This window comes from Dorea sp. AGR2135 (assembly GCF_000420885.1).
GTDB classification, from domain to species: Bacteria; Bacillota; Clostridia; order Lachnospirales; family Lachnospiraceae; genus Dorea; species Dorea formicigenerans.
In genome coordinates this window covers 23,531-49,955 of sequence record NZ_ATVU01000011.1, presented here as the reverse complement: position 1 = coordinate 49,955, position 26,425 = coordinate 23,531, and the positions used below count along the sequence as shown (strand labels likewise).

Sequence of the window (26,425 nt, the reverse complement as noted above, 5' to 3'; positions counted from 1 at the left end):
AAGTGGAAGATGGAGAAAAAACGTAATCTGAAACAAAGATTAAAAATTGGAAAAACGATATTTTTTAAAGATGTGAAACATGCAAAATGGGCGATACTTTCAGTATTCGCCTATTTTGTGTTGCTTAGGAAATTTTTTATTACAATCTGTCCGGCTGTGCTGATTACCGGACTTCCGTGTCCGGGTTGTGGCATGACGAGAGCGTTTATACATCTTTTGCATCTGGATTTTGCGGGAGCTTGGCAGATGCACCCATTTGTATATCTTTTTATGATTTTTATTCTGTGGTTCGGAATACGAAGATATATATTGGGAATTTCTGATACAAAAAAAGCATGGAAAATTCTTGCCATGCTTGGAATATTGATGATTTTGTTTTATATCTGGCGGATGCTCAGGTATTTTCCCGGAAACCCGCCAATGAGTTATTATTATGGAAATGTGTTATTGAATCTGCACCATATTATTAAAAGCTTCTTACAAATCTGAAAGATGAAATAAGTATTTGCCGGAATTATCGAAGAAAATTCTTTGTGTAGTGAATTTCGTCGTCATTTGTAATAAACAATGCATCTACATTTTCTAACTGATCGATCAGATCGCTGGCAGCTTCATATCCCATGAGATAACATACCGTACTCAGAGCATCAGCTGTCAGGGAAGAGTCAGTAATGATTGTATCACTGTACAATGTATTCTCACATGGATAACCTGTGCGAGGATCAAGAATGTGATGGTAAATTTTCCCATCTGCCTCAAAGTAACGCTGGTAAATCCCGGTTGTAACAACAGATTTATTTGCTACTTTGATGGAAGTGATCGGTTCTCCGGTCTCGCCAAAGGGTTTCTGGATTCCGATGTTATATTTGGAGCCGTCGGTCTTGGATCCGATCAGAAGGATATTTCCACCCAAATCTATGACTGCATGTTTTACACCATTTTTTTTCAGATAATCTTTGATACGATCCGCAATATATCCTTTGGCAATAGCACCTACATCAATGGAGGCGTTTGGATCCAAAAGCTGGACGGTGTTATCAGATACACTGATATTTTTGTAATTTACGTGACTGAGCGCAGAGGCAATTGCATCTGCATCTGGAACAGTTCCGGAACCAGAAGTAAAATCCCATAATTGGGAAACAGATCCAATCGTGATATCAAAAGATCCATTGGATAAATCGCCGTAGTAGATACCTTTTTTGATAAGTGTCGCAGTATCAGAGGAAACGGCTACCGGCATGCCTTGGGCATGATTGATATTGTAAATGTCACTGCCTTCTACATACATAGAAAACATGGTATTGTATTTTTGACAAAGACTTTTTAATCCGTTCATGACATTCTCGTTTACAGGATCCAGAATCTGGACCTTTACAACTGTATCGTAAAGTGTGTCGGAATAAGTCTGGTCTTTTGCATTCGCAGAACTGCAGCCACATAAGAGCATGGCAACTGAACTTAGAACAGCAATCATTTGTTTTAGTTTCATAATAATCTCCATTTTCAAGTATTTATAACTATGGTAATTATAACATGAAATATGAGATATGCAATGATATTGTTCTTTCAGACGCTTGACACTAGCTGCCTTAAGTTTAAGAAAGTGATTCTGGTGAAAGAAACAATCGAACATGTGGTTGCATAGATAGAAGTACTGTGCTAAAATATCCGTAGAGAGGTAGCCGAGATGAAAAATAGATTGAAGAAAAAAGATATTGTACTAATGATCATCATTCTGGTAGTGGCGGGATCGTGTGTGTTGTTACATAGGATTATTGGAGAGAAAAGCGCAGATTACATTACTGTAAAGGTGAATGGAAAGATAGAAGGCGTATATAGTCTGGCAGATGATCAGGAGATCGTGCTGAATAATGGAAGCAATGTTTTGAAGATCAAGAATGGAGAAGCTGATATGATCCGTGCGGATTGCCCGGATCAGCTTTGCGTGAAGCAGAAGGCGGTTTCTAAGAATAAAGAAAGTATTATCTGCCTGCCGAATAAGATTATTGTGGAAGTTGACAGCCATCAGAACAGCCAGTATGATGCGGTAAGTAATTAAAGTTCAGAATTAGTGTCCGTGAAGCAGTAGCATTAAGTGCCGCAGAGGATAAAGAATAAGAAAAAGCGGCCTGATATAGTAGGAGGAGACATAAAAGTGAAAAACCGCGTAGCATATTTTGGAGTATTTACAGCGCTTGCATTGATTTTTAGCTATATTGAAACTCTTGTTCCGATTTCGTTTGGAATCCCGGGAGTCAAGCTTGGGCTGGCTAATCTGATTATCGTGATTGCACTTTATAAGATACCGCTTAGGGAAGTGTATGTATTATCTATAGTACGTGTCCTTTTAAGCGGTGTTTTGTTTGGAAATTATTTTAGTATTGCGTATAGTCTGGCAGGTGGATTACTTAGTTTAACTGTGATGGCACTTTTGAAAAAGGCAGGAGGATTCAGTGTTATTGGAATCAGTATTGCAGGCGGTGTCTGTCACAATATTGGACAACTGGTTGTTGCAATGATTGTGGTTGAGACATTTGCAATGTCATATTATATGCCGGTGCTTCTTGTTGCCGGACTGATTACAGGATTTTTGATCGGTGTTGTTGCAGACCAGGTGCTTAGGAGAATAAGCAACATTATGTTTTTAGAGTAGAAGGAGCAGAGGAGGTACTATGATATCATATATACGAGGTGAGCTGGCTGCTCAATATGAAGATAAAGTAATTGTAGATGTAGGAGGCGTAGGATATGGAATTTATATGTCAGCGCAATCTATGAGTAAGCTTCCACCGGTTGGAAGTGAAGTGAAGATACATACGTATTTGAATGTCAAGGAAGATTCCATGCAGCTGTTTGGATTTCTGACAGTAGATGATTTGAATGTATTTAAGTTACTGATCGGAGTCAGTGGAATCGGGCCTAAAGGAGGTCAGGCAATTCTGTCGGTATTGTCACCAGATGATCTGAGGTTTGCAGTTATGGCTGATGATGTGAAAGCCATTTCATCCGCACCTGGGATCGGGAAAAAAACAGCGCAGAAGTTGATTGTGGAACTTAAGGATAAGTTGAGTATCGAAGATGCTCTGGAACATGCAATAACAGAAGATGGTGCTTTAAAAGCCCAGATGTCAACAGGAGGAGAGATTCAAAGCGAAGCGGTTCAGGCGCTGGTTGCATTGGGATATGGCAATACAGAAGCACTGAAAGCTGTGAAACAGGTGGAAATCACATCAGATATGCAGGTGGAAGAATTGCTTAAACGAGCATTGAAGTTCATGTTCTGATTACTGCAAGGGGAGAGATATGAGCAGGAGAATTATAACAACAGAGAATCTGGAAGAGGATGTCAAGATTGAAAGTCACCTAAGGCCCCAGCTTTTAGATGATTATATTGGACAGGAAAAAGCAAAAGAGATTTTAAAAGTATACATTACTGCGGCAAGAGAGAGGGGGGAAGCCCTGGATCATGTACTTTTTTATGGCCCTCCAGGCCTTGGTAAAACAACACTGGCCGGAATTATTGCTAATGAGATGCATGTGAATATTAAGATTACATCTGGACCGGCAATTGAAAAGCCGGGTGAGATGGCAGCAATCCTCAATAATCTGCAGGAGGGAGATGTACTTTTTGTAGATGAAATTCATCGTTTGAATCGTCAGGTGGAAGAAGTCCTTTATCCGGCTATGGAAGATTATGCGATAGATATTATGATTGGAAAGGGAGCAAGTGCCAGATCCATTCGACTGGATCTTCCGAAGTTTACATTGGTGGGAGCAACAACTCGTGTCGGCATGCTGACGGCACCGCTCAGAGACCGATTTGGTGTGATTCACCGATTGGAGTTTTATACAGTTGAAGAACTTAAGAGAATTATTGCCCGGTCAGCAAAGGTTCTTGATGTAGGGATAGATGATGCCGGAGCTACTGCACTTGCGAGACGTTCCAGGGGGACGCCGAGACTTGCAAATCGTCTTTTGAAACGTGTGAGAGATTTTGCTCAGGTGAAGTATGATGGATATATTACAGAAGATGTGGCGAATTATGCACTGGATCTTCTTGACGTAGATAAGTGTGGACTAGATCAGACAGACCGGACTCTTTTAATGACGATTATAGAAAGATTTGATGGCGGTCCTGTTGGATTGGATACTCTGGCGGCTTCTTTGAGTGAGGATTCAGGAACAATAGAGGATGTGTACGAGCCATATTTATTGAAGAATGGATTTATTCAGAGAACACCGAGAGGGCGGATCGTGACAGATCTTGCGTATGCACATTTAGGGATTTTGAAGCAAAATCATGAAAAATAGTTGGTTTTTATGACAGTTTAGTTTATAATAAATTATATTCATAAGAAATAGCAGAGTTTGTGGGAGGCTTTTATGGCATCATCAAAGAATTTTACAGAAGTTTTAATTGGAGGAAAAGTATTCACTTTAAGTGGATTTGAAAGTGAAGAATATCTACAAAAGGTATCTACATATTTGAATCATAAGATTGACGAATGCAGCAGTAGTGAGGGATATCGTAAGCAGAGTGCAGAGACAAGAAGTGTTCTGCTGGCACTTAATATTGCGGATGATTATTTTAAAGCACGAAAACAGGGCGGTACATTGGAAAGTGATATTGAAGCGAAAGATAAAGAGATGTATGATCTGAAGCATGAACTGATATCTGTACAGATCAAATTAGAGAATGCGGATAAAGCATTGGACAAGTTAAAGGAAGAGAACAAGGAACTTCAGATGAAGATTGTTCAACTGGAGACAGAGATTAAGAATAATAAAGAGAATTAGAATATGAGAGGGGCTGTCGGATTGACGGCCCTTTTTAAAGATAAAGATACCGGAATGACGGAAAAATCATAGAAAATGACAGAGAATTAAAAACTCCTGAATCCTGGTATTCTTGAATAATAATTAATTTAAGGACGAAATCAGAATGAAAAGAGAAGTTGAGATACTTGCGCCGGCGGGTTCATGGGAATGCCTGGAAGCAGCGGTCTGTGCCGGAGCAGATGCGATATACATAGGGGGGAGCCGTTTCGGGGCAAGGGCGCATGCAGATAATCTGAATGAGGAACGCATGTTGGAAGCAATTGACTATGTGCATCTGCACGGACGTAAATTATATATGACAGTCAATACGTTATTGAAAGAGCAGGAACTGGGAGAACTTGTAGATTATCTCCGCCCATATTACGAACAAGGGCTGGATGCAGTGATTGTGCAGGATATCGGGGCTATGCGCCTGATTCGGGAAGCATTTCCGGATCTTCCGCTTCATGTAAGTACTCAGGCAACTGTGACACAAACACTGAGCGCACAACTTTTTCAGAGAATGGGAGCAGAGAGAATTGTGCCGGCAAGAGAGTTGTCTCTGGAAGAAATTAAGAATATGAAAAATGCAACTGGTCTGGAGATAGAATGTTTTGTGCATGGTGCTTTGTGTTACTGTTATTCCGGACAGTGCTTAATGAGCAGTATGATTGGCGGACGGAGTGGAAACCGCGGGGAATGTGCGCAGCCATGCAGACTTCCATATCGAGTTGAAAATCAAAAATCTGCAGATCTAATGAGCATGAAAGATCTTTGTACGATCGATATGATACCCGAACTTGTTGAGGCCGGAATTGATTCTTTTAAGATTGAAGGGCGCATGAAACAGCCGGATTATGTATATACGGTGGCGCAGATGTATCGGAAATATACAGATATTTATCTGCAAAAAGGGAAAAAAGAGTTTCATGTCACAAAGGAGGACAAAGAAAAGCTGGAAAATTGTTACCGCCGAAGAGGGTACTGTGATGGGTATTACAGAAAGCAGAACGGAAAGGAGATGCTTTCTTTGAAGCGTCCCGGAAAAGAGACGGAACCGAAGAAAGAAAAAATGGATTACATATTACAGGAAAGAATTGACGGAAGCCTAAATCTTGCAGAAGGCACTGTCTCAGAACTGACTGTATGGCTGCATGACAGACCGGAAATGACGGTAACTGTGACAGGAGATATGGTCCAGACTGCAAAAAATCAACCCCTTGCGGCAGAACGGATCGAAAAGCAGATACGGAAGACCGGAAATACTCCGTTTGCATTTGAAGAGGTGTATATCGATGTGTCTGGAAATCTGTTTCTGCCGATGCAGAGTCTGAATGAACTACGTAGAGCAGCGCTCTCGGATCTGGAAGTGCAGATTACAGGAGAATATCGCCGGCATATGATCTGGTCGGAGATTCAGGCAGAAGACATGTCTGATAATAAGTTTGAAAATAGCAGAAGAAATTATGAGATTCAGATTTCAGTAGAGACAGTGGAACAGTTAAAGCTGGCTTTAGCCAGGGAATATGTTGATCGCATCTTTATATCTGATGCAATTGCATTTGATGAAACAGTTATCGACATGTTAGAAGAATACCGCTTAAACATGAGAGATAAAAAACATGAATCAAAGATCTGTCTGGCGATGCCATACATTTTCAGGGAAAGAGCAATGGATCTCTACAAGGTATATTTTGAGAAGATCAGCCAGTATTATGAAGGCGTTCTTGTTCGGAACTGGGAAGCTTTAGAATGGATGAAATCAAAAGGATATAAAGGGGAGATTCTGTCAGATTATAATTTGTACGGATGGAATAACAGGGCAATAAAAGAATTGTCAGAACTTGGAATTGATCAGTATACGTCTTCCGTTGAATTGAATTTCCGGGAGCTTAGTGAACTGTCTACGGGAGGTAATCTGATTGTCTACGGGTATCAGCCTGTAATGATTACAGCAAACTGTATCAGAAGGACGACGGAGGGCTGTCTTGGAAAAGATAGTATGTTATATATTACAGATCGCCTTGGAAATAAATTTCCTGTTAAAAATTACTGTAAATACTGTTATAATATAATATATAATTCAGCTCCGATTGTTCTTTTGGATCAGAAAAATGAAATCAGGAGCCTGGAACCATCTGGAATCCGTCTGAATTTTACATTAGAAAAAGAACGGGAGATGGAACAAATCTTAGAAAGTTATAAAAATGTTTTTCTGGAGGATAAAGAGATACCGATGCCAGATATCAGTTTTACCAGAGGACATTTTAAGCGGGGAGTAAAGTAGGTGAAAAATTGGTAAACATTATTGTTGAATTGTCAAAATATCTGATGATCATATTGATGACCTCGTACACATTCTTGTGTTTTAGTATTTTTGGATATCAAGATCCGGATAAAAAGAAGAGTCTTTTAAGGCAGCAGAATGTGTTGATGTTCATGATACATATTATTGCATATCTGGTCATGTATTTGGAAAAGGAGGATATCAAGCTTCTTGCATTTTATCTGATGCAGGTAGTGCTGTTTGGAGCTACTATATTACTATATACGAATATTTATCCGAGAGTATCCAGGCTGGTCGTAAATAATATGTGTATGTTGTTGTGTATCGGTATGATCATGTTGACGAGACTAAGTTATTCCAATGCAGTAAAACAGTTCGTTATTGCAGCAGGCGGTGTGGCAATCAGTCTGGTAGTACCAGTCGTGATCCGAAAGGTGAAAAAGCTTTCGGAATGGAGAAAGGTTTATGCAATTATTGGTATTGTATCTCTGGCTCTTGTCATTGTAATTGGTTCTGTGTCTTATGGAGCAAAGCTTGGTTTTCAGGTGGCAGGAATTAACGTTCAGCCGTCTGAGCTTGTGAAAATTGTATTTGTATTTTTTGTGGCTTCCAGTTTTAAACAGTCCATGGCATTTAAAGATATCGTTGTGACGACAGCACTAGCAGCGTTTCATGTATTGATTTTGGTTGCGTCAAAGGATCTTGGAGCTGCACTGATTATATTTGTAGTGTACTTGGTTATGCTGTATGTGGCAACCAGACAGCCCTTATATGTATTGGCAGGACTAGGAGCCGGAAGTGTAGCTTCAGTGGGGGCTTATTACTTGTTTAATCACGTTAGGAACCGTGTGATCGCCTGGAAAGATCCGATTGCTTCATATAGCGGAAGCGGATATCAGGTAGCACAGTCTTTATTTGCAATTGGAACAGGAAGCTGGTTCGGTATGGGACTGTTTCAGGGACAGCCAGATACGATTCCTGTTGCATCGTCAGATTTTATCTTTTCTGCAATCTGCGAGGAGATGGGGCTGATTTTCGGATTATGCATGACGTTGGTATGTGTTAGTTGTTATGTAATGTTTTTAAACATTGCGATGCAGCTTCGCAATATGTTTTATAAACTGGTAGCACTGGGTCTTGGAACTTGTTACATTTTTCAGGTATTCTTGAATATTGGAGGAGTAACAAAATTTATTCCATCTACTGGAGTGACACTTCCGCTTGTCAGCTACGGAGGAAGTTCTATACTCAGTACATTGATCATGTTTGCAATTATTCAGGGACTTTATATTTTAAGAGAAGACGAGGAAGAGAATCTTGAAAGAAAAAAGAAGGAAAGGTTACGAGCAGAGAGAGGCAGAGGAGAGGTTAAAAAGAGAGCGCGAAAAACGGCAGATGTCCCGCAGAGAGCGAAAAGAAGCAGACCGGCAGGACAAGCGCCGAGAAAAGAAAAAGCGCGCCCGCAACAAAGAGTTCGCTAGAGTCACATATATTTTTGTAGCACTGTTTATTGCTATGATGGGTTATATCTCTTATTTTAATGTTGTGAAAAGCAGAGATATCATCAGCAGCCCTTATAATAAGAGGCAGGATTCTTATGCGGACCGTGTGATCCGCGGAAAGATTCTGGACAGAAATGGAAATGTGCTGGCTCAGACAAATGTGGCAGAAGATGGGACAGAGACAAGAGAATATCCGTACAATAATATATTTGCTCATGTGGTCGGTTATACTGCTCAGGGAAAATCTGGTCTGGAGTCTGTTTCTAACTTTGAACTTCTGACTTCCAATGCATTTTTTGCAGACAAATTAAAAAATGAATTCCAGGATAAGAAAAACCAGGGAGATAATGTAGTAACGACACTGGATACAAATCTCCAGGAAGCAGCTTATGATGCACTTGGTTCTAATAAAGGTGCAGTAGTTGTTATGGATCCAAGTACAGGAAAGATTTTAGCTATGGTTTCAAAACCTGATTTTGATCCGAATACAGTTGGACAAAACTGGAATGAACTCAGCACAAGTGAGGATAGTGTGCTTCTGAATCGTGCAACGCAGGGGCAGTACGCACCTGGTTCTACGTTTAAACTTGTAACAACACTGGAGTTCATACGTGAAAATGCAGATTTTGATTCCTATTCCTATAACTGTACAGGTTCTATTGAAAGTGGTGATGTTACAATTCATTGCTATGGTGGACACGTACACGGACAGGTGACTTTGAGGGATAGTCTTGCGTATTCATGTAATACTTCATTTTCCAATATCGGAAGATCATTGAATGCAGACACTTACAAGGATACTGCGCAAGAGCTTCTGTTTAATAAGAAACTTCCGTCTGTCCTGCCGTACAGCAAGAGTCAGTTTACGTTGACTTCATCGGACACGGAGGCAGAGCGGATGATGACTGCCATGGGACAGGGAAAAACACAGGTAAGCCCATATCATATGGCTTTGATCACGTCAGCAATTGCCAATGGCGGAACATTGATGAAACCATATCTGGTAGATTCTGTTACCAACAATGCAGGAAATGTGATCGAGAAGACAAAACCGGAGAAATATAAAGATCTGATGACTTCCAAAGAGGCGGCGCAGCTCAAAGATTATATGACGGCTGTTACCGATTATGGAACAGCATCTGTACTTGGTGGACAAAACTACACGGCTGCAGGAAAGACCGGAACGGCAGAATATAGCTCAGATAAGGAAAAAGATCATTCCTGGTTCGTTGGAATTGCTAATGTTGACAACCCGGAACTTGTGATCAGTGTGATTATTGAGCAGGCTGACGGTTCTGCAAAAGCAGTTAATATTGCAAAAAAAGTGTTTGATGCATATTATCAATAAAGAAGATTCTGTGATATGTGCAGGTAATAATTGGCAAATAGTTGAGAAAATGGAAAGGTAACATGAGATATTATCGCAGACTTTACTGGGGTGAAGACCTGAAAAAGAAAAAAGAAAAGATTATAAGAAGACTGAATACGGGAAAACTTCAAAGAGATATCTATGTACTGGTATTGCCGGAACATGGGTCGAATCAGCTTGAAATTTATAATGCAGCGCTTTTTCTCCAGCCGGATTTTCCAAATGATGATTTCTTTGTTGTAGGAATTGTAAGAGGTTACGAGGCGGCTCTGGAGCTGGTAGAAGAGATCGCCGGGAAAGTGTATGAACAAACAGGAGCGGCGGATATCCGCACATATCTGTTAGAAAGAGAACAGGAAGGCTAAGATGCGATGCTACATATTTTGATTTTGATATTAAAAATAATCGGCATAATAATCGCTGTAATACTGGGAATCCTATTGCTATTGATTGCTATTTTTCTTTTTGTGCCGGTTCATTACGAGGTACAGGGAAGGTGTGATGGTGACCTGGATTCTCTGAAGGGAAAAGTGCAAGTTACCTGGCTTTTGCAGCTTGTTCGGGCGGACATCTTGTATAAGAATGGAAAAATGAAGTGGCGGCTTAGATTTGCATGGATAAAAAGAGGAAATACAGGAGCCGGAAAGAAACAAAAAGAGGTACAGACGCTGCAGAAACAAGCTGAGATTTCAGAAATAGAAGAAGAGGAGAAAACTGAGATTTCAGAAATAGAAGAAGAGGAGAAATCGAATCATGAGAAGAGTATTACAGAAACAGACAAGATTGAAAAGAATGAACCTGAAAAATTTACAGAAAAATCTGAAGAGAATCTGGCGACGCCGCAGACGATACGCCAAAAGAGTGCGCATGCTCCGGAATCTGAAAAATGGAAAACTGAAAAAGAAATTCCTGAAAAAGAAAAATCCGTGGACTGTGAAAAGAATGGAAGCTTCTATCAGAGGATTCTTTCGTGGATTCAGAAGATAAAATGTACTTTTGGAAAATTGTGTGATAAAATAAAAGCATTGTCAGGAAAGAAAGAAAAGTTGGAAGAATTTCTTCGAGATGAGGTGCATAAAGGGGCATATCACAAATGTAAAAAAGAACTTTTCAGGCTTATGAAACATTTAAAGCCAAAAAAGGCAGATGTGAGGATTATTTATGGATTTGATGATCCGTATCATACCGGACAGGCTTTGGCAGTGTTTGGCGTGCTATATCCATTTGTTGGAGGATGTATAAGTGTGACACCTGATTTTGGACATCAGGTGCTGAAAGGTTCAGCATATTTAAAAGGAAAGATTTATCTGTGGCATTTTGTTCAGAGCGGCTGGAAACTGATCTGGAATAGAAATGTGCGTCAGACTTATCGTGATATTCGTAATTTTAAAATAAAATAACAGGAGGATTTTTATATGGCAGATAATAATTTTAAAGGGACTGTGGAGGCATTGTTCACAGGAATTGATGGAGTTGTTTCATCGAAGACAGTAGTAGGAGATGCAATCCATATCGGGGACACGATCATTCTTCCACTGGTGGATGTATCTTTTGCAATTGGAGCCGGAGCGTTTAATGCGGACAAGAAGGAAAAAGGAGCCGGAGGTGTTGGCGGCAAGATGACACCTTGCGCAGTTCTTGTGATCCAGAATGGACACACAAGACTGGTAAATATTAAGAACCAGGATACGATCACAAAGATTCTTGATATGGTGCCTGACATGGTCGACAAATTTACAGGAGGTAAAGATTCAAAACTTGACGAGAATGATGTGAAGGATATTCTTGATAGCGTAGATGTACAGTAGTTATCTGTAATGCCCGGTCTGTGTGAAGCATAGAATAGAGTAAGATACGTTATAAGAGAAGGGTTGATAAAAAAATGAAACGGGTAGTGGGATTTGCGCTGTTTGGAATAGCAATCGGACTTGTGATTGCCATGCTTTTGCCCAATACATTTGTAACTGTTCTGTGTGTCATACTATGCCTGCTGGCTGGATATAATTTGTTTTGCTGTAAATAACAAAAAAGGCAAATATAAATCTTGATTGAAAAATGTCGGAAAAATCTTGAAAATAATACTTGCTTTTGTGAGAATTATCTGCTAGTATATTATTGTTGCGAGTCTGAAAAAGACTTATTATGAGCGTTAGGAGGTGCAGTCATGGCAAAATGTGCTATTTGTGAAAAGGGTGCTCACTTTGGAAACAACGTAAGCCACTCTCATAGAAAATCCCCAAAAATGTGGAAATCTAATGTAAAATCTGTTCGTGTTAAGACAGAGAACGGAGCTACAAAGAGAATGTATGTTTGTACTTCTTGTTTGAAATCTGGCAAAGTTGAGCGAGCATAATAGTATAAAAGCTCAGATTCCAGAAATGGAATCTGGGCTTTTTTTCGTATGTGAAAATGATGATCAGGCAGAACAGTCGGGACATGCCTGTTTTGCCTTGTAATATATAATGAAACAGAGTATAATACATATGTTAAATATACGGATATGGAGGTATCGGATATGAAAGGTTGTATGAGCACGGATCTCGGAATTATTACGATTGATCCTGAAGTGATAGCAAAATATGCAGGAACTGTAGCGGTAGAGTGTTTTGGAATCGTTGGAATGGCTGCAGTGAATATGAAGGATGGTCTGGTTCATCTGTTAAAAAAAGAGAGCCTGACCCGTGGAATTAGGGTACGTATCTCTGAGGATAACCATGTAAGCTTGAGCTTTCATATCATTGTTGCGTATGGCGTAAGTATTTCAGCGGTTACGGATAACCTGATCAGCAATGTGAAGTATCGTGTGGAAGAGTTTTCCGGAATGCCGGTAGATAAGATTAATATCTATATCGAGGGCGTACGCGTCATTGATTAATCAAGGAGGACATAAGAAGTGGCTACAAAGACAATTGATGCAAATATGCTTGCGAAGATGTTTCTTGCAGGCGCGCAGAATATAGAAGCAAAGAAAGAATTTATCAACGAACTGAATGTATTCCCTGTTCCGGATGGAGATACGGGAACTAATATGACTTTGACAATCCTGTCAGCAGCTAAGGAAGTGACAGCGCTTGCAGATGTTGATATGAAGAACCTGGCAAAAGCAATTTCTTCCGGTTCCTTAAGAGGAGCCAGAGGTAACTCGGGAGTTATTCTTTCTCAGCTTTTAAGAGGGTTTACAAAGTTGATTCGTGATGAAAAAGAGATTGACACTGCAGCCCTTGCAGCAGCTTGCCAGAGAGCAAGAGACACAGCATACAAGGCGGTTATGAAGCCGAAGGAAGGAACAATCCTTACTGTTGCAAGTGGAATCGCAGATAAAGCAGCAGAGCTTGCTCTTGAGACAGAAGATCTTGAGGAGTTTATCCCGGCAGTTATTGAGCATGCGGATGCAGTTCTTCAGAAGACGCCGGAGATGCTCCCGGTTTTGAAAGAAGCAGGGGTAGTGGATTCTGGTGGACAGGGACTCTTAGAAGTTATCCGCGGAGCATATGATGCATTTCTTGGGAAAGAGATTGATTATAGCGCAATTGCACCGGCTGCTGGAAATAGTACAGCAGTAAAAGTCAGCGTCGAGGAAGAAAAAGAGATTAAATTTGGCTACTGTACAGAGTTTATCATTCTTCTCGAAAAGGAATTTACAGAGAACGACGAGCATGAGCTGAAAGCATACTTGTCATCAATTGGTGATTCTATCGTATGTGTAGCAGATGATGAAATCGTGAAGATCCACGTACACACGAATGATCCAGGACTTGCGATTCAGAAAGCACTGACTTATGGACAGTTATCACGCATGAAAATAGATAATATGCGTGAGGAGCATAGGGAAAAACTGATTCGTGATTCCGAGAAGCTTGCAAAAGAACAGGCAGAAGCCGAAGAAGCTAAAAAGACTGCAGAGCCGAAGAAGCCAATGGGATTTATTGCAGTATCTATCGGTGATGGAATGAACGAAATCTTCCGTGAACTTGGAGCAGATTATATCATTGAGGGTGGACAGACTATGAACCCAAGTACAGATGATATGTTAAAAGCCATTGATCAGGTCAATGCAGAGACAATTTTTATTCTTCCAAATAACAAGAATATTATTCTCGCAGCAAACCAGGCAAAAGACCTTGTAGAAGATAAAGAAATCATTGTAATCCCAACAAAGACTGTTCCACAGGGGATTACTGCAATTATTAACTTTGTTCCGGATGCAGATGCAAAGTCTAACGAAGAGACAATGCTTGATGAAATTAAGAATGTGAAAACCGGACAGGTTACTTATGCAGTCCGTGATACACACATTGATGACAAAGAGATTCATCAGGGAGACATTATGGGAATTGGTGATGCAGGAATCCTTTCTGTAGGACAGGATATTGCAGAGACTACACTGGAAATGTTAGAACAGCTTGTAGATGATGATTCGGAACTGATCAGTCTGTATTATGGACAGGATGTGACTGAGAAAGAGGCGGATGCCTTTACACAGGAAGTTGAAAAACTCTATCCAGATATAGATGTTGATGTGCACTGTGGTGGTCAGCCAATCTATTATTATGTATTAGCTGTAGAATAAGAGATATGATTGAACAGAGTAAGATTCATGAAATAAAAGGCGTCGGGGAGAAGACGGAGAAGCTGTTTGCAAAACTGGGAATTTATACAGTTGGTGACCTTCTCAGGTATTATCCGAGAAATTATGACGTGTATGAGGAGGCCGTCCCTATCGCAGAGGTAGAGGACGGTCGAACTGTTACTGTAACAGGAATGATTTTCGGGCGTGTGCAGGTGGGTGGAAGTCGGAACTTGCAGGTGACGACCATTCACGTAAAAGATCTGACGGGGACGATCAAAGCAGTCTGGTTTCGTATGCCGTTTCTTAAAAATACGCTGGCAGGTGGTAGTCAGGTTACCTTGCGCGGCCGAGCTGTGAATCGGCGGGACGGACTTGTACTGGAACATCCGGAAATCTTTTATCCAAGTGAAAAATATGAAGAAAAACTGCATACACTACAACCGATTTATAATCTGACAGCAGGCCTGACGAACAATGCGATTTCAAAAGCTGTTAAGCAGGTCATAGAAAGCCTTGATCTTACAAAAGAGCATTTGCCTGAAGAAATCCGTCTGCATTATCAGTTGGCAGAATATAATTATGCCATTCGTGGTATTCATTTTCCGGAAGATAAAGAAGTCTTTTATCATGCAAGAGAACGGCTTGTATTTGAAGAGTTTTTACAGTTTATACTTGCAATCCGGAAACTAAAAGACAGCAATAGCCGCATGGATAATGAATATGTGATTCCATTGGATTTACGGACAGAGGAGTTTCAAAAAGCGTTACCATTTGAACTGACCAGGGCACAGCAGAACGTATGGAGAGAAATCCAGCAGGACATGGCATCTGCGCATGCCATGTCAAGACTTGTGCAGGGAGATGTAGGGTCAGGTAAAACGATCGTTGCAGTATTAGCGCTTCTGAATACCGCATTAAAAGGCTATCAGGCGGCAATGATGGCACCGACAGAGGTGCTGGCAAGACAACATTATGAATCGATCACCAGTCTTTTTGAAGCATATAATATTCCGATAAAAGTAGTGCTTTTGACAGGTTCGATGACGGCAAAAGAAAAACGCAGAGCTTACGACCGGATCGAGTGCGGACTTGCGAAGATCATCGTGGGGACGCATGCACTTATTCAGGACGCAGTTTATTATGATAATCTGGCACTTGTAGTGACAGATGAACAGCATAGATTTGGGGTAAAACAAAGAGAGTCATTTGCAAAAAAAGGCGGTGTTCCGCATGTTCTTGTTATGAGTGCGACACCGATCCCGAGAACCCTTGCAATCATTTTATACGGAGATCTTGATATTTCTGTGATAGATGAACTTCCGGCGAACCGTCTGCCTATTAAGAATTGTGTGGTAGACACCAGTTACCGGCAGACGGCCTACACATTTATGAAAAAGCAGATTGCAGAAGGAAGACAGTGTTACATTATCTGCCCGATGGTAGAAGAAAGTGAAGCTATGGAGGCGGAAAATGTGACAGATTATTCCAGAATGCTGCAAGAAGAAATGGGGACTCAGATTGTAGTTGATCATCTTCATGGGAAAATGAAGCAGGCAGCAAAAGACGAGATTATGGAGCGTTTTGGACGTAATGAAATCCAGATCCTTGTGTCAACGACAGTGATTGAGGTTGGAATTGATGTGCCTAACGCAACCGTTATGATGATTGAAAATGCAGAGCGTTTCGGACTGGCGCAGCTTCATCAGCTCCGCGGTCGTGTTGGACGAGGAAAATATCAGTCTTATTGTATTTTTATGACCGGCTCAAAGGCAAAAGAAACAAAAAAACGTCTGGAAATTTTAAATAAAACGAACGATGGATTTAAAATCGCAAGCGAAGATTTAAAACTTCGCGGTCCGGGAGATTTGTTTGGAATCCGTCAAAGCGGACTTATGGATTTTGGACTGGGAGACATTTATCAGGACGCGGCAATTTTGCAGAAAGCGAACGAAGCTGCAGAATGGCTCTTAAAAAATAATCCTGAATATGTCCAGCAAATTCCAGATTATGAAGGAACTTCTAGTGTAATAATTTAAATCCTCCATATACTAACAACGTAACAAAAACAAAGTTACAAAAGGAGGAGTATAAAATGGCAAATCGTTCATCTAACAAAGCAGCAGTTCCAGAGGCAAAAGGAGCACTGGACAAATTCAAGTATGAGGTAGCAACAGAACTTGGAGTACCATTAACAGACGGTTACAATGGTGACCTGACTTCCAGACAGAATGGATCAGTTGGTGGTTATATGGTAAAAAAGATGATTGAACAGCAGGAAAAACAGATGGCCGGTAAATAATATTTAACGGTAACAGAACAAAGATGAAATGGGGATATGACAAGAAAAAGTTGTATCCCTAATTTCATGGAGTCAGTGTCAGAATTTTGCATAGAATACAGTACATCGGGGAATCGGATTGACATTTCCATGGGACAAATTTATAATGAACGAGAAACTAAGAAAAATTTACGAAAAATATAGATAAAAATAGATGAAATAGTATAAAAAAGAACTGATAAAGAGGAATGTGATATGAGAGTAATTGCAGGAACAGCCAGACGTCTGCAGCTTAAGACACTGGATGGAATGGATACAAGACCTACAACAGACCGGATAAAAGAAACATTGTTTAATATGATTTCGGCAGAACTCTATGATAGTAATTTCCTGGATCTCTTTTCCGGAAGCGGCGGGATTGGGATTGAGGCGCTGAGCCGCGGGGCGGCAAATGCGGTATTCGTAGAGAAGAATCCAAAAGCTATGAAGTGCATACAGGAGAATCTGGAATCTACAAAATTAAAAGACCGGGCAAAGACGATGCAGATGGATGTATTTGCGGCACTTTCGAGACTGAATGGTGAGTGGAAGTTTGAATATATATTTATGGATCCACCGTATAATCACGAATGGGAAAAGCAAGTGCTGGAATTTCTTGCTGATACGACTTTGCTGGCGGATGACGGAATTATTATTGTGGAAGCATCGAAGGAGACAGATCTGTCTTATGCAGAAGAACTGGGCTATTCCATAATAAAAGAAAAGATGTATAAGACAAATAAACACATTTTCCTGGAGAAAGAATAAGGAGCAGTTATGAAGAGAGCAATTTATCCCGGAAGTTTTGATCCGGTTACATATGGACATTTGGATATTATCAGAAGATCCGCACTGCTTGTGGACGAGCTGGTCATCGGAGTATTGAATAATAATGCAAAAACCCCGTTGTTTTCCGTAGAGGAACGTGCTAAAATGTTAAATGAGGTAACACGGGATATGACAAATGTAATCGTAGCCCCATTTGATGGGCTACTGGTAGAATTTGCAAAAAAGATGGATGCCTGTATGGTAGTTCGAGGACTCAGGGCAATCACAGATTTTGAATATGAGCTTCAGATGGCTCAGACGAACCATAAACTGGAGCCAAGTGTTGAGACCGTTTTTTTAACGACAAGCCTGGAGTATTCTTATCTGAGCTCTACCATAGTAAAAGAAGTAGCTTTCTATCATGGAGATATTTCAAAGTTTGTTCCCGATGTTGTGCGAGAAAGAATAAGGGAGAAAATGAATCAAAAAGGAGAGTGTAGATAATGAGCAGCCGTATTGAGCAGATCATTGAAGAAATCGAGGAATATATTGACAGTTGTAAGTTTCAGCCACTGTCTACATCAAAAATTATTGTAAATAAAGATCAGATGGACGAGCTCCTTCGTGAGCTTCGTATGAAGACACCAGATGAGATCAAGCGTTATCAGAAGATCATTGCAAATAAAGATGCAATCCTTGCTGATGCACAGGCAAAAGCGGACAGCATGCTGGAGGAAGCACAGATTCATACGAATGAACTGGTGAGCGAGCATGAAATTATGCAGCAGGCATACGCACAGGCGAATGAGATTGTAACTGCTGCCACAGAGCAGGCACAAGAGATTCTTGATAATGCAACAAGCGATGCGAATGAAATCCGTATCGGAGCTATGCGTTATGCAGATAATCTGATGGCAAATGCAGAAGGAATCATTGGACATACACTGGACAGTTATACAACCAAGTATGATAGTCTTGTGAATTCTCTTCAGGAGTGCTATGACATGGTTCGTAATAACCGTGCGGAGCTGGATATTCCGGATCAGCCGGCAGCAGCACAGAATGAAGATCAGGGATATGAGCAGGAAGAAGAACCAGCAGAGGATGCATTCCCGGATTTTGACCTGGACAATGAGGAGTAGATTCTTTATCCTGTACGAAGATTTGTTTACAGATTCTCAATTAAGAGTCAGGGATTGCTGCAGATGTGAGTGCAAACACAGTTTTTAGGTTGAACGTATATAAAGATAAGCAAACAGACTGGTCACCAGAGCGGTGACCAGTTTTTTTCTTGCATAGGAGTTGAGAGAAAGTCCGCTTCCATTTATCATGCTGCCTGTCTGAAAAAGTGCACACCAGCCGCCGAAAGCAGTGTGTCCCATACAGAGGCTATAATAGATAGGAAAAGACAGAGGGATGGTCTGGGTGGTTATTGTTTTGTTTAAGAGAGCGCAGCCGTTAGTTAGTTCTAAAGATGGCAGAAGAAATAACTGATAAAACGGGTGTGAAATCGGGAGCTTTTGGAGTAAATTTAAAATGACGGAAAAAAGGATAATATATCCGCCGATTTTAACGATAGTCTCAGAACTATCCATAAGACAGAAATCGAGAGAACATGAAGGAATTTTTGAAATAGTAAATGGAGATGTAATGTCTGTAGTGTTCGATGATGCGAAATGTTTCTTTATGCGAAAGAAAAAAGTTAGTAGGATTGGCGTTCCGTATAAGATCAGCACAGATGGGAAAATGAGTCTGGGGTTCTGAAAATATCCGAGAACAATATAATGGATGAGGAATGCAGGGCTTGTATTATTGCAAAATGACAGTAGATAAGAAGCTTCTGCTTTTGAAATCTGCCTTGCATGAAAGAGATCGGCGGTAATCTTTGCCCCCATAGGATAACCACACAGGAATCCTACAATAAAAGCGAAGGAACCTTGGGCGGAAATGCCGAACAGACGGCTTATCGCAGGAGCAAGGAGTTTGTTTAAAAGTGAACAGGCACAGGAGTCAAGAAGCAGGCGCGAAATGAGAAGAAATGGAAAAAGCGTTGGCAAAACAGTAAGGAACCAAAGTAGAAGTCCGGATTTTGCGCCTTCAAATACTTCAGAAGGAAATAAAAGCATCACAAAAAAGCATAGGATCAGAAAAAACTGAAAAAAATGATTTTTCATGGAACAAGCCTCCTGCTGAGCAAAATCTTAAAACTTAATTAACCATATGGAAATATTTGATTTTTTATGACAAATGATACATAATAGAGAAAGAAATTCGTGGTTGCGCAGATATGGGGTGACCACAAAAATTATTTCAAAGAGAGGGTTATAAACATGGTATTAGAAAACTTAGAACCAAAAGAAGTATTTCGATTTTTCGAGGAAATCTGCCAGGTACCTCATGGTACATTCGATACAAAGCGAATCAGTGATTACTGCGTAGCATTTGCAAAAGAAAGAGGACTTGCATGCATCCAGGATGAGACGAATAACATTATCATTTCCAAACCGGGAACGGTGGGATATGAGAACAGTGAACCGGTCATTATTCAGGGACATATGGATATGGTATGTGAGAAACGTCCGGAATCAAATCATGATTTTAAGAAAGATCCGCTTGAACTGTATGTAGAAGACGGATATGTAAAAGCAAAAGACACTACACTTGGGGGTGATGACGGTATTGCAGTTGCTATGGCACTGGCGATTTTGGACAGCAAGGATATTCCGCATCCACCAATTGAGGCTGTGTTTACGGTAGATGAAGAGATTGGAATGGGTGGAGCAGAGAATATTGACTTGTCCGTACTTAAAGGAAAGAAGCTTATTAATATTGACTCTGAAGAAGAGGGAATCCTGACAGTTGGCTGTGCAGGCGGATTCGGATATAATACTGAGATTCCAGTCACACGCGAGAACGAAGAAGGAGAGAAAATCAGTATCCGTATCCACGGACTTCTTGGAGGACATTCCGGAGCAGAGATTCACAAACAGCGTGGAAATGGACATAAAATGATGGGAAGACTTCTGAATCACGTATCTTTGGAGACGGATATCCGCCTGATTAGCATTGCAGGAGGAACAAAGAACAATGTCATTTCAAGTGAGTGTAAGGCAGAGATCCTTGTGGCGAAAGAAGATGCTGATAAAGTAAAAGCTTCTGTTGCAGAGTTAAAAGCAACATGGGACAAGGAGTTTCTTGGAAAAGAACCGGGACTTACTGTGGATGTAGAAGAAGAAAGCGTATCTGGTGTGGCAGTTATGAACGCGGAGAGTACAAAACGTGTAATCACATATTTTATCATCTGCCCGAACGGAGTACAGTGCTATGACCGTGAACTGGAAGGATTGGTTGAAACTTCCCTGAATCTTGGTATTGTAGAGACAACTAAGGACACTGTAAAGCTTGAAAGTCTTGTAAGAAGTTCTATGGAGAGTAAGAAAGCAGATATGAAAGAAATCCTGGATACTTGTGCACAGGCTGTCGGAGCTAACGGAAAGGTGCAGGGTGGATATCCTGCATGGGAGTACAAAGTAGATTCCGAACTTCGCAAAGTAATGGTAGAGACATTCGTAGAGCAGTATGGAAAAGAACCGGTTGTATCTACCATTCACGCCGGACTGGAGTGTGGACTTTTCCTTGGAAAGAAACCGGATTTGGATTGTGTATCTATGGGACCGGATCTTTTGGATATTCATTCCTTTAATGAGAAGCTGGATATTGCCTCTACACAGAGAACATGGGAATATTTAAAAGGAATTCTTGCAAAATTAAAATAGGATAACGTGGTGTGTAGTATAAAAAATCTACAGACATCATGGCAGTTTGAAAAAATATAAAAGTAGAACATATGGAGAAAGAATCTGTATGTTCTATTTTTATTTGATATAGTCATATAGTAGAAGAAAAATGTGCGGAAAATGAGAATAAAACTGAAATGAAGAAAAACAGGAATCTTAGAAATAAACAAGTGTATACCTGGCAGGTAAGCTTGAGGCTGTTTGCAATTCTGCTTGTGATAGCGCTACTGGATGCTGTTGGAATATCAATTTCATATACGTCCGGAAAACACATGACAGATCGAATGCTGACGTTGGCTGCGCAGCAATTTCGAGATAATTTTTTTTCGGAAGAACTGCGTCAGAATAAATACCTGTCTTTAACATGCAGGCAGGCGATGCAAAATGTGGAAAAAGAGGCCTTGTATTTCCCGATTCCAGAGTCTGATTTGGATAAATCTTTGGAAGTAAGTTTTGTGGACACCTGGCATATGGAACGTAATTATGGCGGAAAGCGGGTGCATGAAGGAACAGATATTATGGCGGCTGAAAATAAACGGGGACTGTATCCGGTGGTGAGCGTTAGTGACGGAACAGTGAAAAATAAGGGCTGGCTTGAAAAAGGGGGGTGGCGGATTGGTATCATAAGCGATAGTAGTACTTATTACTACTACGCACACCTGGACTCTTATACAAACCTGAAAATAGGAGATTATGTAAGAGCAGGAGAATTGCTTGGGTACATGGGAGACAGCGGTTATGGAGCAGAAGGAACGGTGGGACAGTTTCCCGTACATTTACATTTTGGAATTTATTTTTATGAAAATGGGAAAGAAATCAGCGTTAATCCGTATGAAGTGCTTTTGTTTTTAGAAAATAAAAAATTAATCTATTCATATTTCTAGAGTTATACACCCAGATATGATATACTATATTATGTATGTTTATGCGCTGGAGGAGAAAAATCAATGAGATTGCCAGAGAATTTTGAAAAAAAGATGCGAGATCTTCTGAAAGAAGATTTTGACGATTATATTGCATGTTATGAAGAGCCGCGTTATTATGGGCTTCGTGTAAATACGAATAAAATTTCCGTAGAAGAGTTTAAAAAGATCTGTCCGTTTGAAATCGAGCCGATTCCCTGGATTGAGAATGGATTCTATTATGACGGGGAGCATGTAACTCCGTCTAAACATCCATATTATTTTGCAGGGCTTTATTATCTGCAGGAGCCAAGTGCCATGACACCGGCAAACCGGCTTCCGGTGGAACCGGGAGACAAGGTGTTAGATGTATGTGCGGCACCGGGAGGAAAGGCTACGGAGCTTGGAGCAAAGCTTCAGGGGGAAGGAGTACTTGCGGCCAATGATATTAGTAATTCCAGAGCCAAGGGACTTCTGAAAAATATTGAGGTGTTCGGTATTGGCAATGTTCTTGTTTTAAGTGAAGAGCCTGGAAAAATGGAAAGCTATTTTACAGAGTATTTTGATAAGATTCTGATTGACGCACCGTGTTCCGGAGAAGGAATGTTCCGAAAAGATAAAAAAATGGTATCTGCATGGGAGGAGCATGGGCCGGACTTTTTCTGTAATATTCAGAAGAGCATTATCTTGCAGGCTGCTCGTATGTTAAAGCAAGGCGGAATGATGCTGTACTCCACCTGTACTTTTGATCCGAAAGAAAATGAGCAGGTCATCGAACATTTACTTAAGACCTGTCCGGAATTTAGAATCTTGAAGATTGCGCCATATGAAGGCTTTGCTCAGGGGATGCCGGAAGTGACAGAATCACGGGATCCGTCGCTTGCGGATACTGTCCGCATATTCCCACATAAAATGAAAGGGGAAGGACATTATCTGGCACTTGTACAAAAGGGCGAACCGTGTGACCGTGTGAAAGGTGAACTGACCGGTGGAAACGGAAAGAAGAAATTACCAGAGGAACTGGAAGAATTTTTAAATGATGTAAAGAAAGAAATCCGTACGGATCTTCTGGATATCCACGGCGAGCGTGTCTATGTAATGCCGGCAGGGCTTCCAAATCTTAAGGGACTTCGGTTCCTGCGTACCGGACTTTTACTTGGAGAACTTAAGAAAAAACGGTTTGAGCCAAGCCAGGCATTTGCCATGACCCTCAAAAAAGATGATTATGAGAAGATTGTTGATCTGCCACTAGAAGATGATCGTGTGAGCCGTTATCTGAAAGGGGAAACACTGGATGTTGATGATTTGGTAGAGACGAAAGCAAAAGGCTGGTATCTGGTCTGCGTGGATGGTTATCCACTGGGATGGGGAAAGCTTGCTAATGGAACTTTGAAGAATAAATATCTGCCGGGATGGAGGCTGAATTCATGATCCGGTTAGACAAGTTCCTGTCTGAGATGGGCGCAGGAACCAGGCAGGAAGTGAAGCAGTATATTCGAAAAGGCAAAGTAGAGGTAGATGGCGAGATTGAAAAGCGCCCGGAACTTAAAGTGGACGAGACAAAAGCAAATGTTACACTGGACGGTGAACGAATCGGATATGCCTCTTATGTATACTATATGTTGAATAAACCGTCGGGGGTGGTGTCTGCAACAGAAGATAAACGCGAGAAGACCGTGATTGATCTGATCAAGGGACAGAAGCGGAAAGATCTGTTCCCGGTGGGTCGTCTGGATAAGGATACGGTGGGACTCCTTTTAATTACAAATGATGGAAATCTGGCACACCGGTTACTTTCTCCGAAACATCATGTGGATAAATGCTATTTTGCGAAAGTGCAGGGGAACGTTACAAAAGACGATGCGGAAAAATTTGCAGAAGGTGTAAATATTGGCACAGAAGATGAACCGGAGATCACGATGCCGGGAAAACTCGACATTATAAAAAGTGATGATTTATCCGAAATACGTCTGACCATCCAGGAAGGAAAGTTTCATCAAGTAAAACGCATGTTCCAGGCAGTGGGAAAAGAGGTTGTTTATCTGAAACGGGAACGTATGGGCAGCTTGATTCTGGATGATAATCTGGCAGAGGGCGAATACCGCATGCTGACCGAAGAAGAATTAAAGAATTTATTATTTTGAACGCTACAAGTGAGGTATTATAGATGTCACAGGGATTTTTACCAATATGTAAAAAGGATATGGAAGAACGGGGCTGGGAACAGTTGGACTTTGTGTACATTTCAGGGGACGCTTATGTAGACCATCCATCATTTGGACCGGCAGTTATTACAAGGCTTCTGGAAGATTATGGATACAAGGTCGGAATCATCGCACAGCCGGATTGGAAAGATAAGAACAGCATCACCGTTCTTGGCGAGCCAAGACTTGCTTTTCTTGTATCGGCAGGTAATATGGATTCTATGGTAAATCATTACTCTGTATCAAAAAGGCGTAGAAGTACAGATGCCTATACTCCAGGCGGTGTTATGGGAAAACGTCCGGATTATGCGGTGACAGTCTATGGCAACCTGATCCGCCAGGTTTATAAAAAGACACCAATCATTCTCGGAGGAATCGAGGCGAGTCTTCGAAGACTGGCACATTATGATTATTGGTCCAATAAATTAAAACGCTCCGTGCTATTGGATTCCGGGGCGGATATTATTTCATATGGAATGGGTGAGCATTCGATCATTGAGATTGCAGAGGCGTTAGATAGTGGACTTAGTATTCAAGATATTACTTACATTCCGGGAACTGTGTGTAAGGTCAAGAGTCTGGACAGTGTCTATGAACCGACAATTCTTCCATCCTATGAGCAATTGAAAGAGGACAAGCTCAATTATGCAAGAAGTTTTTATGTGCAGTATTGTAATACAGATCCGTTTTCGGGGAAATGTCTCGTAGAGCCTTACAGCAATCATCTTTATGTTGTACAGAATCCACCTGCAAAACCGCTTTCTCAGGACGAGATGGATCTGGTGTATGGCCTTCCGTATATGAGGACTTACCATCCGAGTTATGAAAAAGACGGAGGGGTTCCGGCAATCAAAGAAATCAAGTTCAGTCTGATCAGTAACCGTGGCTGTTTTGGAGGGTGCAGCTTCTGTGCCCTGACCTTTCATCAAGGAAGGATTGTGCAGACGAGAAGTCATGAGTCCTTATTAAAAGAAGCGAATGAAATGGTGAAGGACAAGGATTTTAAAGGATATATTCATGATGTTGGAGGCCCAACGGCAAACTTCCGTGCACCGTCCTGTGAAAAGCAGTTAAAATACGGCGTCTGCAAGGAAAAGCAGTGTCTGTTCCCGAAACCGTGTAAAAATATGAAGGTCGATCACCGGGATTACGTGGCACTTCTTAGAAAATTGCGTAAAATACCTGGAGTCAGGAAAGTTTTTATCCGTTCCGGAATCCGGTTCGACTACGTTATGGCAGATAAGGATGACACATTTTTAAAGGAACTGTGCCAGTATCATATAAGCGGGCAGCTTAAGGTTGCACCGGAGCATGTATCAGACGCAGTCCTGGAAAAAATGGGAAAACCGGAGAATTCTGTCTATAAGGGGTTTGTAAAACGGTATAAAAAAATGAACGAGCATCTTGGTATGGATCAATATCTTGTGCCGTATCTAATGTCTTCTCACCCGGGGTCAACGTTAAAAGAAGCAGTCGAGCTTGCAGAACATTTACGGGATCTTGGATATATGCCGGAGCAAGTACAGGACTTCTATCCGACACCGTCCACCATATCTACCTGTATGTACTACACAGGCGTAGACCCAAGAAATATGAAACCAGTTTATGTACCGAAGAACCCGCATGAAAAAGCAATGCAGAGAGCATTGATCCAGTACCGGGATCCGAAGAATTATGATCTGGTCATGGAGGCACTTAGAAAATCCGGGCGCATGGATCTGGTGGGATTTGACCAGAAATGCTTGATCAAGCCAAGGAAAATCAAGTCAGACATGCCTGGAGTAAAAAGAAAGCAGAACTGCAAGAATTCAAAAAATGTAAAAAATAACAGAGGCGGAAACAATAAACGCCGAAAGAGCAGATAATAACAGCGAAAGTGATAATTGTA

Annotated in this window: 27 protein-coding genes and 1 pseudogene; 26 read left to right on the top strand and 2 right to left on the bottom strand. The window is 41.0% G+C overall.

Features of this window, described 5'->3' with window-relative positions; all coding sequences use genetic code 11:
* Window positions 1-9: 9 nt before the first annotated feature.
* A complete protein-coding gene (locus G593_RS0108660; RefSeq protein ID WP_005336249.1) occupies window positions 10-489 on the top strand; it encodes a DUF2752 domain-containing protein in 480 nt (159 codons plus the stop codon).
* A 25-nt stretch (window positions 490-514) separates the two neighbouring features.
* On the opposite strand, the gene G593_RS0108655 is transcribed toward G593_RS0108660, so the two are convergent.
* Window positions 515-1,492: an FAD:protein FMN transferase gene (locus G593_RS0108655; RefSeq protein WP_029731427.1), complete on the bottom strand. Its 978-nt coding sequence runs from the start codon at window positions 1,490-1,492 to the stop codon at window positions 515-517.
* A 198-nt stretch (window positions 1,493-1,690) separates the two neighbouring features.
* Here G593_RS0108655 and G593_RS0108650 point away from each other — a divergent pair, with 198 nt between their 5' ends.
* From G593_RS0108650 to G593_RS0108560, 20 genes and pseudogenes are all read left to right on the top strand, one after another.
* Window positions 1,691-2,062 carry a NusG domain II-containing protein gene (locus G593_RS0108650; protein WP_022278407.1) on the top strand — a complete coding sequence of 124 codons (372 nt, stop codon included), beginning with the start codon at window positions 1,691-1,693 and terminating at the stop codon, window positions 2,060-2,062.
* Between the two features lie 96 nt (window positions 2,063-2,158).
* Entirely contained in the window at window positions 2,159-2,656 is a 498-nt protein-coding gene (locus G593_RS0108645) for a Gx transporter family protein (RefSeq protein WP_005336255.1), read from the top strand.
* A 19-nt stretch (window positions 2,657-2,675) separates the two neighbouring features.
* Window positions 2,676-3,287, top strand: coding sequence for a Holliday junction branch migration protein RuvA (gene ruvA / locus G593_RS0108640; RefSeq protein WP_005336257.1), 612 nt, complete (start codon window positions 2,676-2,678; stop codon window positions 3,285-3,287).
* 19 nt (window positions 3,288-3,306) lie between these two features.
* On the top strand, window positions 3,307-4,314 hold the full coding sequence (ruvB, locus tag G593_RS0108635) for a Holliday junction branch migration DNA helicase RuvB (RefSeq protein WP_005336258.1): 1,008 nt from the start codon (window positions 3,307-3,309) through the stop codon (window positions 4,312-4,314).
* Between the two features lie 72 nt (window positions 4,315-4,386).
* On the top strand, window positions 4,387-4,800 hold the full coding sequence (zapA, locus tag G593_RS0108630; RefSeq protein ID WP_005332876.1) for a cell division protein ZapA: 414 nt from the start codon (window positions 4,387-4,389) through the stop codon (window positions 4,798-4,800).
* A 145-nt stretch (window positions 4,801-4,945) separates the two neighbouring features.
* Window positions 4,946-7,108: a peptidase U32 family protein gene (locus tag G593_RS0108625; RefSeq protein WP_029731426.1), complete on the top strand. Its 2,163-nt coding sequence runs from the start codon at window positions 4,946-4,948 to the stop codon at window positions 7,106-7,108.
* 8 nt (window positions 7,109-7,116) lie between these two features.
* Window positions 7,117-8,589, top strand: coding sequence for an FtsW/RodA/SpoVE family cell cycle protein (locus G593_RS0108620; protein WP_029731425.1), 1,473 nt, complete (start codon window positions 7,117-7,119; stop codon window positions 8,587-8,589).
* Between the two features lie 37 nt (window positions 8,590-8,626).
* Window positions 8,627-9,958, top strand: coding sequence for a peptidoglycan D,D-transpeptidase FtsI family protein (locus G593_RS0108615; RefSeq protein ID WP_242827070.1), 1,332 nt, complete (start codon window positions 8,627-8,629; stop codon window positions 9,956-9,958).
* A gap of 62 nt (window positions 9,959-10,020) precedes the next feature.
* Window positions 10,021-10,344, top strand: coding sequence for a hypothetical protein (locus G593_RS0108610; RefSeq protein WP_005332872.1), 324 nt, complete (start codon window positions 10,021-10,023; stop codon window positions 10,342-10,344).
* A 6-nt stretch (window positions 10,345-10,350) separates the two neighbouring features.
* Complete coding sequence (locus tag G593_RS0108605) at window positions 10,351-11,379, top strand: DUF2953 domain-containing protein (protein ID WP_029731423.1); 1,029 nt, start codon at window positions 10,351-10,353, stop codon at window positions 11,377-11,379.
* 15 nt (window positions 11,380-11,394) lie between these two features.
* Window positions 11,395-11,787 (top strand): GerW family sporulation protein, encoded by a 393-nt coding sequence (locus G593_RS0108600; protein WP_005332870.1) that lies wholly within the window; start codon window positions 11,395-11,397, stop codon window positions 11,785-11,787.
* 74 nt (window positions 11,788-11,861) lie between these two features.
* The gene (locus tag G593_RS20495) at window positions 11,862-12,002 is read left to right on the top strand and encodes a hypothetical protein (RefSeq protein ID WP_005332869.1); all 141 of its coding nucleotides are present in this window, start codon (window positions 11,862-11,864) and stop codon (window positions 12,000-12,002) included.
* Between the two features lie 141 nt (window positions 12,003-12,143).
* The gene (gene rpmB, locus G593_RS0108595; RefSeq protein WP_005332867.1) at window positions 12,144-12,332 is read left to right on the top strand and encodes a 50S ribosomal protein L28; all 189 of its coding nucleotides are present in this window, start codon (window positions 12,144-12,146) and stop codon (window positions 12,330-12,332) included.
* Window positions 12,333-12,494: 162 nt separating this feature from the next.
* Complete coding sequence (locus G593_RS0108590; RefSeq protein WP_005336264.1) at window positions 12,495-12,854, top strand: Asp23/Gls24 family envelope stress response protein; 360 nt, start codon at window positions 12,495-12,497, stop codon at window positions 12,852-12,854.
* Between the two features lie 18 nt (window positions 12,855-12,872).
* Complete coding sequence (locus G593_RS0108585; RefSeq protein ID WP_029731421.1) at window positions 12,873-14,549, top strand: DAK2 domain-containing protein; 1,677 nt, start codon at window positions 12,873-12,875, stop codon at window positions 14,547-14,549.
* 5 nt (window positions 14,550-14,554) lie between these two features.
* Window positions 14,555-16,585 carry an ATP-dependent DNA helicase RecG gene (gene recG / locus G593_RS0108580; RefSeq protein ID WP_022278400.1) on the top strand — a complete coding sequence of 677 codons (2,031 nt, stop codon included), beginning with the start codon at window positions 14,555-14,557 and terminating at the stop codon, window positions 16,583-16,585.
* 56 nt (window positions 16,586-16,641) lie between these two features.
* Window positions 16,642-16,848 (top strand): alpha/beta-type small acid-soluble spore protein, encoded by a 207-nt coding sequence (locus G593_RS0108575; RefSeq protein WP_005332859.1) that lies wholly within the window; start codon window positions 16,642-16,644, stop codon window positions 16,846-16,848.
* A 231-nt stretch (window positions 16,849-17,079) separates the two neighbouring features.
* Window positions 17,080-17,634 (top strand): annotated as a pseudogene (rsmD, locus tag G593_RS0108570) (16S rRNA (guanine(966)-N(2))-methyltransferase RsmD); the annotation flags it as partial.
* A 9-nt stretch (window positions 17,635-17,643) separates the two neighbouring features.
* Entirely contained in the window at window positions 17,644-18,138 is a 495-nt protein-coding gene (gene coaD / locus G593_RS0108565; protein WP_005336268.1) for a pantetheine-phosphate adenylyltransferase, read from the top strand.
* Window positions 18,138-18,776 (top strand): hypothetical protein, encoded by a 639-nt coding sequence (locus G593_RS0108560; RefSeq protein ID WP_005336269.1) that lies wholly within the window; start codon window positions 18,138-18,140, stop codon window positions 18,774-18,776. Before coaD ends, G593_RS0108560 begins: the two co-directional genes overlap by 1 nt.
* 84 nt (window positions 18,777-18,860) lie before the next feature.
* Here G593_RS0108560 and G593_RS0108555 read toward each other — a convergent pair whose 3' ends face one another.
* On the bottom strand, window positions 18,861-19,808 hold the full coding sequence (locus tag G593_RS0108555; protein ID WP_029731419.1) for a nucleoside recognition domain-containing protein: 948 nt from the start codon (window positions 19,806-19,808) through the stop codon (window positions 18,861-18,863).
* Between the two features lie 156 nt (window positions 19,809-19,964).
* On the opposite strand from G593_RS0108555, the gene G593_RS0108550 reads away from it, so the two are divergent.
* The 5 genes from G593_RS0108550 (at window position 19,965) to G593_RS0108530 (ending at window position 26,402) form a co-directional block, all read left to right on the top strand.
* Window positions 19,965-21,410 (top strand): aminoacyl-histidine dipeptidase, encoded by a 1,446-nt coding sequence (locus G593_RS0108550; RefSeq protein ID WP_005336271.1) that lies wholly within the window; start codon window positions 19,965-19,967, stop codon window positions 21,408-21,410.
* 158 nt (window positions 21,411-21,568) lie between these two features.
* A complete protein-coding gene (locus G593_RS0108545; RefSeq protein ID WP_005336272.1) occupies window positions 21,569-22,315 on the top strand; it encodes a M23 family metallopeptidase in 747 nt (248 codons plus the stop codon).
* Window positions 22,316-22,378: 63 nt separating this feature from the next.
* Complete coding sequence (locus tag G593_RS0108540) at window positions 22,379-23,764, top strand: RsmF rRNA methyltransferase first C-terminal domain-containing protein (protein ID WP_029731418.1); 1,386 nt, start codon at window positions 22,379-22,381, stop codon at window positions 23,762-23,764.
* A complete protein-coding gene (locus G593_RS0108535; protein WP_005336274.1) occupies window positions 23,761-24,477 on the top strand; it encodes a pseudouridine synthase in 717 nt (238 codons plus the stop codon). Before G593_RS0108540 ends, G593_RS0108535 begins: the two co-directional genes overlap by 4 nt.
* A gap of 23 nt (window positions 24,478-24,500) precedes the next feature.
* A complete protein-coding gene (locus G593_RS0108530; protein WP_029731415.1) occupies window positions 24,501-26,402 on the top strand; it encodes a YgiQ family radical SAM protein in 1,902 nt (633 codons plus the stop codon).
* Window positions 26,403-26,425: the final 23 nt, after the last annotated feature.